11 protein-coding genes are annotated in these 13839 nt (G+C 32.0%); 4 read left to right on the forward strand and 7 right to left on the reverse strand.

Features of this window, described 5'->3' with window-relative positions:
• Positions 1–82: 82 nt before the first annotated feature.
• Both RM697_RS01960 and RM697_RS01965 read right to left on the reverse strand, forming a co-directional pair.
• Positions 83–1186, reverse strand: a complete 1104-nt coding sequence (locus RM697_RS01960; RefSeq protein ID WP_311426162.1) for a hypothetical protein — start codon at positions 1184–1186, stop codon at positions 83–85.
• A gap of 151 nt (positions 1187–1337) precedes the next feature.
• Positions 1338–3491: a TonB-dependent receptor gene (locus RM697_RS01965; protein WP_311426163.1), complete on the reverse strand. Its 2154-nt coding sequence runs from the start codon at positions 3489–3491 to the stop codon at positions 1338–1340.
• 187 nt (positions 3492–3678) lie between these two features.
• Here RM697_RS01965 and RM697_RS01970 point away from each other — a divergent pair, with 187 nt between their 5' ends.
• The 3 genes from RM697_RS01970 to RM697_RS01980 are packed head-to-tail and all read left to right on the forward strand — an operon-like array spanning position 3679 to position 5509.
• Positions 3679–4365: a lysoplasmalogenase gene (locus RM697_RS01970; RefSeq protein WP_311426164.1), complete on the forward strand. Its 687-nt coding sequence runs from the start codon at positions 3679–3681 to the stop codon at positions 4363–4365.
• 29 nt (positions 4366–4394) lie between these two features.
• Complete coding sequence (locus RM697_RS01975; RefSeq protein ID WP_311426165.1) at positions 4395–4889, forward strand: RNA polymerase sigma factor; 495 nt, start codon at positions 4395–4397, stop codon at positions 4887–4889.
• 5 nt (positions 4890–4894) lie between these two features.
• Complete coding sequence (locus RM697_RS01980; RefSeq protein ID WP_311426166.1) at positions 4895–5509, forward strand: DUF8845 family protein; 615 nt, start codon at positions 4895–4897, stop codon at positions 5507–5509.
• Positions 5510–5513: 4 nt separating this feature from the next.
• Here RM697_RS01980 and RM697_RS01985 read toward each other — a convergent pair whose 3' ends face one another.
• Together RM697_RS01985 and RM697_RS01990 are read right to left on the reverse strand one after the other, a co-directional pair.
• On the reverse strand, positions 5514–6311 hold the full coding sequence (locus RM697_RS01985; protein WP_311426167.1) for a lysophospholipid acyltransferase family protein: 798 nt from the start codon (positions 6309–6311) through the stop codon (positions 5514–5516).
• 47 nt (positions 6312–6358) lie between these two features.
• Positions 6359–7000, reverse strand: coding sequence for an NUDIX hydrolase (locus tag RM697_RS01990; RefSeq protein ID WP_311426168.1), 642 nt, complete (start codon positions 6998–7000; stop codon positions 6359–6361).
• Between RM697_RS01990 and RM697_RS01995 the strand changes: the two genes are divergently transcribed.
• The gene (locus tag RM697_RS01995) at positions 6994–7695 is read left to right on the forward strand and encodes a peptidylprolyl isomerase (protein ID WP_311426169.1); all 702 of its coding nucleotides are present in this window, start codon (positions 6994–6996) and stop codon (positions 7693–7695) included. The two genes, RM697_RS01990 and RM697_RS01995, sit on opposite strands and share 7 nt — an antisense overlap.
• A gap of 18 nt (positions 7696–7713) precedes the next feature.
• Here RM697_RS01995 and RM697_RS02000 read toward each other — a convergent pair whose 3' ends face one another.
• The 3 genes from RM697_RS02000 to RM697_RS02010 all read right to left on the reverse strand — a co-directional run bounded on the left by RM697_RS02000 (position 7714) and on the right by RM697_RS02010 (position 13783).
• Entirely contained in the window at positions 7714–11130 is a 3417-nt protein-coding gene (locus RM697_RS02000; protein ID WP_311426170.1) for a 4Fe-4S binding protein, read from the reverse strand.
• A 70-nt stretch (positions 11131–11200) separates the two neighbouring features.
• On the reverse strand, positions 11201–11755 hold the full coding sequence (locus RM697_RS02005) for an OsmC family protein (RefSeq protein WP_311426171.1): 555 nt from the start codon (positions 11753–11755) through the stop codon (positions 11201–11203).
• Positions 11756–11941: 186 nt separating this feature from the next.
• A complete protein-coding gene (locus tag RM697_RS02010) occupies positions 11942–13783 on the reverse strand; it encodes a sigma 54-interacting transcriptional regulator (protein ID WP_311426172.1) in 1842 nt (613 codons plus the stop codon).
• Positions 13784–13839: the final 56 nt, after the last annotated feature.

Consider the following 13839-nt stretch of genomic DNA (forward strand, 5'->3'; position numbering starts at 1 on the left):
AATTCTTAAACGGGAAAATCCCACAAGGTGCTTTGAGGCATACGTCTTGCAGGACTTTCCAACTAACCAACCAAAAAATTATTTATCTCGTTCGCCTAGAGTTACCTCTAGTGCTTCTATTTTGTGTTTTAGTTTTTGTAGATTTATTTACCGTTCTACGACTATTACTATTCTGTTTTACGGTATTTTGTGATCTACTTTTAGTATATGTACGTTTCTGAGTAGCTTTTGGTTTTCTAACCGTTCTATTGGTACTACTCTTTACAGTATTAGACACACTATTTCTACTTTTGGTCACTTTATTTTGTGACCTATTTGCCACTGTAGATCTTTGTCTTACAGTTTTTGATCTAGTACTGTTTGATCGTGTTGTTCTAGGTGTTGTTGCTACTGTATTTCTACTTCTAGTTTCAGAACGTGTTCCTCTAGTATCGTTATTTCTTGTGCTTCTAGTTGTAACACTTCGTCTTGGTGTAGACTCTTGTCTGTAACGGTTACTAATACTGCTATTACGTCTCCCTGAAGTTTGTGCAATTGCTCCACGTCTACTATTTGTTCTTACAGTCTGTCTAAAATTGTTTCTGTAAGGTCTGTAAAACGTATGTCTAATAGGTGTATAAAATTGTCTGTAAGGTCTTGGACTTACAATACAAAAGTTCACAGCTGGTATAGCATAGAACCTGTGCCAAGGTCTAAATACATAAGCTCTGTTGTAAATATTTATAAAGCCTGTATAGTGTGAAAATGCTCTATTTCTATAATGAATAAATAATCCACCAATTCTATTTATTCTGCCAAACCCATTGTATACAATGTTAATGTTTCCAACCTGAGTAACTCTACCGAAGTAGTCATAAAATATTGGAGTATTTTCAATCTGTACAATAGCTCCAAAGTCATCATATTGTACATAAGGATTATAATCAAAACCACCATTAAAACTCAATGTAAAGCCAGGAGTGTAAATACCTACATTTACATTAGGACCATAACTAGGAATGTAAAAATCAAACTGACCATCTGGAAAAACAGAAAATTCAATTCCTGCTTCCATGAAGATGAACGAATTGCCATAACCTCTCACAAAATTATGATGCGCATTCGTCGCGTCTGAAGTTGTGTTAGTTGCATTTACTGTGGTTACTAAAAGTAACATTGCTGTAAAAAATAAAGCTATTCGTTTCATAATATTGATGTTTTAAATTAAACTCAGTTGTTATAAAACAAACAGCATGCCAAAAAAAATAATTTATTGTATTGTGTTGATTATTAGTTATATAAATATTAAAAAGGTTTATGTAGGTGTAATCAGTAAACAACCAAGGCAGTAGTATCTATTATAAATTATCTAACTGATTATCCTTTCCATCCTCACTAATGGTCCAAAAGAAGCCAATAAAGAAAAACTGATCTGCTGCTGGTCGTAGCGCTCTTCTGTTAAAAGTTCCGTTAATGTCTGGTGAGTTTGCATACTGGTAACCATTTATATTGTTAAACCCTAATACATTGTTTACTGACATATAGAGTATTTTCTGCTGACTTAATAGATAAGCCCAGTTTAAACTTAAACTATTAAAGCCTTTGGTTTTCTCACCTAAGAATGCATCTGTGTTAGGATTAGTAAAAGGTCTGCCAGATCCGTATTGATAACTAAAACCAATTTGGCTCTTCCAGTTTTCTATCCAATATTTAGCCACTAACGATAAATTGTGTGTATTAGCAAAATTTGGCTGTGCGCTTTCAGGATAGTTTAGGTAGTTACGCTCAGTATCTAAATATGAATAGCTAAACCAATAATCTACATTTTTAATACTTTTATTATCTCTCCAAAACAGATCGATACCCTGAGCAAATCCATTACCAGAATTATTAAAATTAGAATTGATAGTAGCAAATTCAGTATCAAATTTAACTAAGCCATCATATACTTTTTTATATGCTTCTAATCTAAAAATCTTGCCGTCATTGACGTATTGGTAATTTAGTATAAAGTGTTCAGCGTTTTGTGGAGCTAAGTTTTGAGAGAATTTTAAAGAGGCATTAGTAGGTCTTTGAAAAAAGTTTCCATAAGCTAGAGATACTTGACCATTTTTAGAACTCTTATAAGCCAAAGATACTCTTGGAGCTATCGTCCATTCATTAAATAAATTGTAATAATCGCCTCTTACACCTGCCTTAAGTGCCAATTTGGTGCTGAAAATTATATCTGATTCTGCAAAAGCAGATGTGATATGATTGGTAAAGCCATAGTCAATTCTTTCAATATTAGGATTTGAAAATTCCTCTTCAAAATCTGTAATAAAATGTTCTACTCCAAAGTTCAATTTTAGCCTACTACTAAATCGTTTTTTAAATTTTAATTTAGCATGAACAGAATTTTCAATATCCTTAATATCACTATCTATAATTCCTACACGTGTGTTAGAGTTGGTGTAACTAAGACCAGTAAGCATAGACCAACCATTATTTAAAACACCTTGATAAGATGCATTTGTGTAGAAGTTGGTGTTATTTAGCTTATAATCTAGCCCTTCTTCTAAGTTTATATCTTCTTGTGTGAGTTCAAAATCCGAAGCATCAAAGGCAGCATAGAATTTTAGCATTCCGGAGTTAAGTTTCTGTCTAAAAACAGCTTCGCCTTGCGCTCCTCTGTATGGTGTTTTCCAGTCATTTCTATCTTCATAAACAGCGAGATAAGGTGCTAAGTTGATATAAGATGCATTAATACTTAAAGAGGTTTTCTCCCATTTTTGAGTGTTACCTAAAGATCCACCAACACTCATAATACCAATATCTGTTTTTTCTTGATCTGGTTCATCTATAGTATTTAATAAAAGAACACTAGATAAAGCTTGTCCATATTCTGCTGAATAACCACCAGTGGAAAATGTAATACCATCAAATAAAAAAGGAGAGTAGCGCCCTCTTGTTGGAATATTGTTAGTCGTTGGCGAATATGGTGTGAACACTCTAATGCCATCAATGAAAATTTGTGTCTCGTCTGCATCACCACCTCTAACAAATAAACGACCATCTTCAGCAACAGTAGTTGTGCCTGGTAAAGTTTGTAAGGCACCTACAAAATCACCTAGTGCACTTGCAGTCGTTACAACATCTAAGGGCTTTAAAACAGAAACTTTGCTATTATCATTGGCTTCAAACGTACCAGCAGACAAAATAACAGTATCTAAGGCATCAACATCTTCTCTAAGTCTAATATTAAGGTCTTTCATTTCTGAAACCTTCTTAACGATTGTAGCTGTTTCGTATGAAAGAAAGGAAACTATGAGAACTTGTGTTTCCTTTTCTTCTGTAGTAAAAGAGAACTCGCCTTTAGGATTTGTAGTAGTTCCATTATAAGTACCTTCAATGTATACATTAGCTCCTTCTAATGGTTGACCTTTAGAGTCGGTAACTTTTCCACTCACAGTATTTTGAGAAAATGTTAGTTGAATGACTATTAGAGCAATGATAAGTGCAAAATGTTTCATAATATAAATATCTGTTCGTTTGTTTTTGATTGATGAAACAAATGTGCTGACTATTACATAGATTTCTAATTAGAAGTTTCTGAATTGTTAATAATTAATGATGAATTGAATATATTTGATCCACTATGGATTTTTGAAAAGTTGATAATCGAAAATGCCTTAGATAATTATCACCTAATTTTTTAAAATGCTCACAAAAACCGAAAAACATTTTAGTATTCTATTTTTTGTTATTGTTCTTATAGAACTCTTAATAGGAAGCTTAGAATCTTTTCAAAGTTTGCATTACTTTGCTAAACCAGCTATTGTACTGAGTCTTATTCTTTTTTTCGTAAAGGCATCTAAGTCGCTTTCTAAATTCATAAAAAATCTTACGCTTTTGGCGTTAATATTCTCATTATTTGGAGATATATTATTAATGTTTGTAGATAAATCGCCTCATTTTTTCACGTTTGGCTTAGTAAGTTTCCTGATAGCTCACATTATGTATATTATGGTTTTCTTAAAGCACAGAAATAGGAGCATGTCTTTTATAGGTTTTATGATCTTTTTGCTGATTTATGCTGTAGGTCTATTTTATCTATTAAAGGATGGATTAGGAGACATGTTGGTCCCAGTAATTATCTATATGTTGGTGATTTTAAGCATGTCTACCTCTGCTTATTTACGAAGAGCTAAGGTTGAAAACGTAAGTTATTATTTAGTTTTATTTGGTGCTGTTTTATTTATGATTTCAGATAGTATATTGGCACTCAATAAGTTTTATCAAACTATTCCTATGTCAAATTTTAGTATTATGATAACTTATGCTTTAGCACAATATTTAATCATTCTAGGAATTTTAAAAATAACTGTAACAAACTCTAAAGTATAACTACTTATAGAATAACTAACCGATAAAATTTGAACAAAGAACTCGAACATAATTTTGTTGAACTCTTAAAACAACATCAAAATATTGTGCATAAAGTATGTAGGCTTTATACCAATAATAAAGATGAACATAATGATTTGTTTCAAGAGATTACTATACAGTTATGGCGTGCATTTCCTAAGTTTAGAGGAGACTCTAAATTTAGTACTTGGATGTATAGAGTAGGTTTAAATACAGCCATTACTTTATATAGAAAGTCTAAACGTCGTATAAAAACTTACGAGTTAGAACCTTTACAGTTTAAACTTAAAAGTGATGAGTATGATGATACAGAAGAAGAGCAGTTAAAGGCCTTGTATAAAGCCGTACATCAATTAAATGATATTGAAAAGGCTTTAGTATTACTGTACTTAGAAGATAAAGACTATAGAGAAATAAGTGAAACTTTGGGTATTACAGAAGTAAATGCTAGAGTTAAAATGAATAGAGTTAAAACAAAACTCAGAACAATATTAAATCCTTAGTAACTATGGATGAATTAGAATTATTAAAAAAGGATTGGAAGAATAAAGAGAACGATTATCCTACATTGTCTTATGATGAAATTTATAAGATGATCCATTCCAAATCATCAAGTATTGTAAAATGGATCTTTATTATTAGTATGATAGAACTTGGCCTTGGTTTGTTATTAGCATTATTAAATCCTAATATCGATACAAAAATTAAGTTACCAGATTGGACTACTACGCTTACCTATCTTAGTTATCCTATTATTTTATTTTTCATCTATAGGTTTTACATAAATTATAAAACTATATCTGCAACAGATAATGTAAAAAAGCTCATAGCTAATATTATTAAAACCAGAAGGACTGTAAAATATTACGTACTCTTTAATGTTGTCTTTGGAGCTATCATTTTTGCAGTAGGTCTTTATTTAGGTTTTGGAAATTCTCCAGAAGTAATTGAAAACTTAAATACTACAGCATCCTCAAAAAAGTACTTAGTTATTATTGCTACAGTTGTTATTGCTACAGCGCTATTTGTAGGGTTAATTTTAGCTATTTATTATTTATTATACGGTTTATTACTAAGAAGACTTAATAGAAACTACAAAGAGCTTAAAAAAATACAACAATAGCGTTCTACCATTCGCGCTTTTTGTTCAGTTCTTCATAAGCTAATAATTCTTCCTGCGGAATTACTTTTAAAAACGAAGGATGTTGCTCAATAGCATATTCAATTTTCTCAACAATTTCTGGAATGGTTTCATTCTCGTAATCTATTTGTAGTGGTTCTTTTACTTCAAATGATTGATATACATTTTTCTTTTTTATACGCAATCCTTTTTTATCAAAAGAACGTCTAAAACCGTCAATAACAATAGGTACAACTATTGGTTTATACTGTTTAATTATATGTGCTGTTCCTTTTCTAATAGGTTTAAAAGGTGTTGTAGTACCTTGAGGAAAAGTTACAACCCAGCCATCATCTAATGCTTTTTTAATATTACTAATGTCGCTCATTTTCACCTGTCTATTAACTTCTTCACCTTTAGAGCGCCAAGTACGCTCAATACTAATAGAACCTGTATAAGCAAAAATCTTTGGTATTAACCCAGATTTCATAGTTTCCTTGGCTGCAACATAGTACATGTTAAGTTTAGGATTCCATAAATAACCAACATTTTTTATGTTATCAAGCCTACCACTTAAGCTCGCATTAAATACATGAAACATAGCAATAACATCTGCAAAATAAGTTTGATGATTAGAGATAAAGAGTACATTAGTATCAGGAAGATTCTTAATGATTTCGGATCCTTCAATTTGTAATTCATTAAAACCTCTAAAACGACGATGTGTTAGTAATCCAAGGATTCTAATCAGCCATTTTTTTACAAATAAAATATGTCCGAAAGGATTTTTTTTAAATAATCCCATAAATTAGTTTTAGTTAGTATAGCTGCAAAAATAATAAACAAGACTCATTACAGCACTTGTTTTAACAAGTCTTTGATTTCGCTAAGCATCATAGCTGTAGCGCCCCAAATAATCTGATCCTTTAATTTAAAAGCAGGAACGTTAACAGCGACCTTGTATGATGTGGATACTGAGGTTGATATTACATTACTATCATTGAGTATATCCTGTAAAGGTATTTCTATAATTTGTTCCACCTCTTTATCCTCTTTTTTAAATATTGGAGTACTATTTAAAACCCCTAAAAATGGATGTACTACAAAATTGCTTGGAGGAATATATATAGAGGTCATAGACTTTAAAATAGTAATTGATGATTTTGAAACACCAATCTCCTCTTCAGTTTCTCTTAGTGCAGTATCTTTTAAAGATGTATCTAATTCTTCAGTTTTTCCGCCAGGAAAACCTATTTGACCAGAGTGAACGCCTTTGTAGGTTTTTCTTAATATAAAAACCATCATTGTTTTATTATTTTGGTTAGGATAACACAATGCTAATACTGCAGATTGCTTGGCGTTCTTAATATTATTTTGCTGAAGTTTTATAAGCTCTCTACGAAAAGGAGGCGACATTTTTAGTTGCGATTCTTGACCAGAAACAGGTATTTGTTCTATTTTTGAAATACAATTAAGGAACTCATTAAATGTCATACGTTAGACTAATCTGTTTTTGTGTTTTGTTTTTGGCTTGTGAAGATAAAAAATCCTCACAACAAATACCTTTAAAAGATCCAGATACTACTGTTATTACTGAAACTAAAAAAGAAAAGCCCAATAAACCTGATCGAGAATTTCCAAAGTTAAATAGTAAAAATGCTATGGACTTTTTTTTGGAATACGATAAGGAACATAAAGAAGACAAGATTCGTATAACAACAAGTATGGGAATTATTGATGTGCAGTTGTTTGAGACCACAAAGTTTCATCGCTCTAATTTTATTTTTCTTACAAAGCAAGGTTATTTTGATGGCACTCAGTTTCATAGAGTGGTAAAGAATTTTATTATCCAAGGCGGAAGTACAGACAACCCAAAAATAGGAAAGCGTAGACGATACATTGGTAAATACTTATTGCCACCAGATACAAAGCGAGGTTTTAAGCACCATAGAGGTGTTATTTCTATGCCAAGTAGTGAGATTGAGAATGCTTACAAATTGGCTTCACCTTATGAATTTTTCATTGTTCAGAACCCTAAAGGTGCGTACCATTTAGATGGAAAATATACAGCCTTTGGTAAAGTTATAAGAGGTATGGATGTGGTCGATAAAATTAATAATGTAAAAACCGATAGATCAGATTGGCCAATGACTAATGTCTATATTACCAATGTAGAAATACTTGATTAAGATATAGTTTATAAAGATTTAGATTTTAGTTACAGGACTTTTTATTGATAGTTCTTTACACCAATCATAACGTTTATTAACTTGCTTTTGAATTTCTTTTATACGCGACGCTAACACCTTCTTGTCTTGAAATAGTTTAGAAAACCGCTTCTCCATATTTAAATAGCTTTCTATATGAATTGTAGGTGTTCCAGAATCTAATTGAAATGGATGTTCTTTTCGAGGATCATTACTATACAAGATCCATTGCCCAGAATCTACTGCAGCTTTATGATATTGACTTGGATTTTTCATGTTTATACCATGAGATGAACTGTGTGTATAAGCAATTATTATAGATGGACCATTAAAGCTTTCTGCTTCATTAAAGGCTTTTAGCGTTTGTTCTTGATTTGCACCTATCGCTACTGAAGCGACATACACCTTGTCATAAGTCATCGCTAATCTGCCCAAATCTTTTTTCTGTTTTTGTTTTCCAGAAAAAGCAAATTTTCCTGATGCACCAAAAGGTGTGGCTTTAGATGCTTGACCTCCTGTGTTATCATATACTTCATTATCTAATATTAAAATATTTACATTTTCACCTGAAGCGATTACATGATCTAAGCCTCCATAACCTATATCATAAGCCCAACCGTCTCCACCAATTATCCAGATACTTTTTTCAACTAAACAGTCAGCAATATTGAGTAATTGTACTGCTTCTTGAGATGCTATAGTAGTAAGCTGCTTCTTTAAAAGTGCAACTCGATTTTTTTGTTTACTAATCTCTTCTTCAGAATTTTGAGTGGCATTAAGGATGTCATGAACTAAGTCAAGCTTTATCTCTGGCACTAACTTTTTCAACAATACTTTGGCTTGCTGCTCTTGTTGATTTATCGACAGTCTATAACCTAATCCAAATTCAGCGTTATCTTCAAACAGCGAGTTAGACCAAGCTGGTCCTTCTCCGTTTTTATTTTTTGACCAAGGTGTTGTGGGTAAAGCGCCTCCAAAAATAGAACTTGCTCCAGTTGCATTTGCAACCATCAATCTATCTCCAAACAATTGAGAGACAAGTTTTAAGTAAGGCGCTTCTCCACAACCTTCAACACCAATTGAATATTTAAATAAAGGCTCTTGCAACTGTTGTTGACTTACCTTTTGGATATTTATTTTTTCGCGATCAAATTCAGGTATATTCTTAAAGTGATTCCAATTTTCGCTTTCCGAGGTATAGACTTCTGAAATTGGTTTCATGGTTAATGCTTTTGCTGGACAAGCATCAACACAATTGTTACAACCATTGCATTGATCAGGATTATTTTGAATGGTAAAATTCATTAAGTCAAATTCTTCTGAAAAGATGTGTTTAAATTTAGAAGATGAGCCTTCCAAATTTGAATCATCATATACTTTTATACGAAGCGAACCTTGTGGGCAAGCCATACTACAAGCACCACATTGTGTACATAAATCAGTATTCCAAATAGGCAGTTCCTCTGCTTGAGATATTGAATTATATTGAGATGTATTTGTTGGGTATGTGCCATCTACTGGAAGCATGCTTACTGGAATATCATTTCCGTTATTTGCTAATAATTGCCCTAATAATGTTTTAGAAAATTCTGAATCAGGTTCTGAGCCAATGTATTCTGTTTTGTAGTTAGAAGTATCTACTTTATAGATATATTCTTTTAAATCTATAATGTCATCAGAAGCCAAGGCATCATTTTTTAATGCTAAAAAACAGGCATAAGCCTCAGAGATTTCTTTACTATTAATTTTCAAATCACTTTGTAATTCTTGGAAGTTCACCACATAGACATTTAATTCTTTTTTACGAATTTGGTCTCGTGTGTTAATCGATTGTGCTTGCCAAAATGCTTTAGAAGTAAGCGAGGAGTTAACCAAAAGAGTTCCTTTAGATTTTATGTTTTTTATTACGTTGTACTTTTTAATGAAGTTGGCATTTTCACAAGCAATAAAATCAGCTTTTTCTATTAAATAAGGCGCTTTTATTTCTTTTCTAGAAAGGCGTAAATGGACTACATTTCTAGAGTTTGATTTTTTATAATCACAGTCAATATATCCTTGAACAAAACTATTTAAGTTGTTTGCGATTATTGTCATAGTATTGTTAAGCCCTTGAGTATTCTCCCTGCATTTTTTTTGATAAAAGACAGCTTGATATAGTTCAGAGTTCAGTTCAACTTTTTTAGAAATATCTAAACTCAAATTTGTGATATCATCATTAATACCAACAGTAAAATTGTTCTTTGGATGCTCTAATTTTAAGTTTTCAAAAATTGCATTTACCATTGAAGGTGTAAACTCTTTTGATGAAAGTCCGTAACGACCTCCAACAATTCTTGGAAATGTTTCTAATGTGTTGGTTTGAAAACTTTCAGATAGCGATTGAACAATATCTAGATATAATGGTTCACCTGTAGAACCTGGTTCTTTAGTTCTGTCTAAAACTGCAATACATTTAACCGTTTTTGGAAGTGCTTTAATAAGATGATCTGTGCTAAAAGGTCTAAACAGACGTACTTTTATTAAACCATACCTGTTTCCGTTTTTATTTAATTGATTTATTGTTGTTTCGATAGTTTCTGTAGAAGAAGCCATCGAAATGATAATATGTTCTGCTTCAGGATGACCAACATAATCAAAAAGATTATAGGCTCTTCCTGTAAGTTTTGCAAACTCATCCATTTTGTTTTGAACAATATCTGGACATGCATTATAGAATGAATTTTGAGCTTCACGACTTTGAAAAAAGACATCAGCTCCTTGTGATGTACCTCTTAATACAGGATTATTAGGATTTAAAGATCTATTTCTATGTTCTGCAATTAGCTTTGATTCTATGATTTTGGTAATGATATTATCAGAAATAGTCTCAATGGTATTTAATTCATGAGAAGTTCTAAAACCATCGAAAAAATGCACAAAAGGGACCCTAGATTTTAAGGTTGCAGCCTGAGCAATCAAAGCAAAATCTTGAGCTTCTTGAGCAGATGCACTTCCTAGAAAGGCGTATCCTGATTGACGTACAGCCATAATATCACTATGGTCTCCAAAAACAGATAAGGCGTGTGTTGCAATACTTCGTGTTGCAACGTGAATAACGTTAGGAGTTAGTTCACCAGCAATCTTATACATATTTGGTAGCATTAATAACAAGCCTTGCGATGCTGTAAACGTAGAAGAAAGGCTTCCTGTTTGTAAAGCACCATGCATTGCTCCAGCTACACCAGCTTCACTTTGCATTTCAAAAGCTGTAGGCACTGTGTTCAACATGTTTTGTTTTCGCTCTGCACTCCATTGTTCAACCAATTCGCTCATTTCTGAAGCTGGTGTAATAGGATAAATAGGGAAGACCTCATTTGTCTTATAAGCCATTTTAGCTACTGCTTGATTAGCTGTTAATATGTTGTGCTTTTTTATCATTGGTGGTGTTGAATTGAAGAAATAAAAAGTGGCTAACCGTTAAAGAGAAGCCACTTTTTTAATTTTAAACTTAATCCTTTACTATCTCAATAGAAATTGGAGTTGGGTTTGTAATCATATCAAATACTGGTGAAAACTTTGCAAAGTTTTCTAACTGCTCTACAGAAGCATCTGATTTTACTTTAAGTTTAAAAGTAATACCATCAAATCCCATACGTACCTCAGGATCTAATCCTAAGAATCCGTGAAGGTCGCATCCACCTTCTAATGAAGAAGACGCACTTTCTATAGTAGCACCATTTGCAGCTGCATGATAAACCATAGCACCTGTTAAACAAGATCCTAATGAGTGTAATAAAACTTCTGGTGGAGTTGCTGCTTCATCTTCTCCTAATAATACATTTGGATGGCTACATTCCATGGTAAAAGTTTCCTGACGTGAAGTATCTTCTGCGCCAACACCATAAAAGCTTTTAATGCTTGATACACAATGTCCACCATTGATCCAATTGTTTTTTGCTCTGAATTTGAATTTTGCTAATTCAGGTTGTGCTTGAACGTGCTCAATAGTTTCTACTAATTGGTCTACGTTTACACCGTTTTTAATGTTTGCTGTTGTAATCATTGTTTCTAATTTTTAAAATTTAATTAATAATTATTTTTTGTTTGACTTTTTTAATGCGATTGCTATGCCAAACTATATAAATAATTAAATATCAAATAGTTATAATTATTTTGAGTAAATAAAATAGTAATGAAAAATCGTAAAATAACGAAATGTCGTTATTTAATTTATGAGATGTCGTGAATTTTAAATCGGACGTTCAATGGCTAATGCTTTTATTCGCGATGCCAAAGTTGTGGGTTTCATCTTTAATAACTCGGCCGCTCCATTTTTACCTGAAATTTTCCAGTGAGTCAATCGTAAGGCTTTTAAAATATTGTCTTTTTCAAGTTGAACTAACTGTTTAGTGGTCAGTATTTTTTCTTGTGCTTGATCAATATTATTTTCGATTATGTTAGATTCTGCAGGTATTATTGATTGCCAATTTATACGACCATCTTGCGAAACAATAAGTGCACGTTCAACTAAATTTTGTAATTCACGTACATTACCTGGCCAATGATAGGAGGTTAGTAATCTTTTTGCAGATTCTGATAATTCTAAATACGGTTTGTTTAGTTTACTAGACAATTGTTGGATCATCTCAGTAGCAATATGGCATACATCATTTCCGCGATTGCGCAAAGCAGGAACTTCTATAGGGAATACATTTAATCGATAATACAAATCTTCTCTAAACTTACCATTTTGAGCATGTTGCAATAAGTTGCGATGAGTCGCAGCTATAATTCTCACATCTACTTTAATTGTTTTAGAACTTCCCACTGGATCAAATTCTCCTTCTTGTATTACACGTAATAATTTTGGTTGTAAATCTAATGGCATTTCACCAATTTCATCTAAAAATATAGTGCCTTTATCTGCTAATAAAAAGCGTCCTTTCCTGTCTGAAGTAGCTCCAGTAAACGCACCTTTTTTATGTCCGAATAGTTCACTTTCAATAAGATTATGCGGAATCGCACCACAATTAATTCTGATTAAGGCTTTGTCATTTCTAGTGCTATTTTTATGAATGGCTCTAGCTATTAGTTCTTTTCCGGTTCCAGTTTCGCCAGTGACTAAAACAGTTGCATTCGTTTTAGCGACTTGGTCAATTTGTTTTAGAACACTTTTCATAGAATTATCTTCAGCAGTAATACCATGGTCATTGGTTAAAAATCTTATTTCTTCTGTAAGATATTCTGTCTGTTTTGTAAGTAAATTAATTTTTTCTTCAGCTTTAAGACGTTCATTGATATTTCTTAGAATTAAAGTATAGAAGGTTTCATTTTCAGTACCATATTGGCTAATAGTTCCTTCATTTAAGGTCTCAGTTTCATTTGAGCCAATAACTTTTAGAATTTCTGGTAAATGATTATCTAAGAGTGTTTTATCTTCAGAACTTATAATTGATTCAATTATTTTGGCGCTTGGTTCATCAAAAAAGAAAAGTATATTTCGTTGTATAGTGTCATTATTCTCTAATAATTCGTTGGCTGAAGGGTTGGTTAAAACAATTCTAAACTTACTATCAAACATAATAATAGCATCCATGGCACCTTCAATAAGACCTTTCGTTTTTGAACTAGCAAGTTCTAAAGCTCTATTAGAATTTGTTAATAGTTCTTGTATATCATCTAACTCACGATGACGTTTTATAAGTAATGACAAAACACCTTTAACAAGATTCTTGTCTTTATGAAGTAAATCCATAAAATGATGATGTTCTATTTTTAAAAGTGTTAAAGGTTTAGTGGCTGTAATAGATGCAGAACGTACATCATTATCTATTAATGCATATTCTCCAAAACAATCACCTTCATTAAGATGTGTATAAATATGATCTTTGACATGAACCTTAACCTGTCCTTGAACAATTACATACATAGCGTCACCTTCATCATCTTTATTGAAAACTACTTCATTATTTTTAAAGGATTCCTCTGTAACAAACTGACTTAAATGGAATAGTGAAGATTCGGAAACTTCAGAAAAAAAAGTGGAATGAGATAATAATCTTATAATTTTTTCAGAAGCAATTTGAGCCATTACCTGTGTTGTTGATTAACTTAATTGAGTTAAATATAGTTAATATTCCTATTTTT

Origin of the sequence: Microcosmobacter mediterraneus, from assembly GCF_031846265.1 — a bacterium.
Taxonomy (GTDB): domain Bacteria; phylum Bacteroidota; class Bacteroidia; order Flavobacteriales; family Flavobacteriaceae; genus Microcosmobacter; species Microcosmobacter mediterraneus.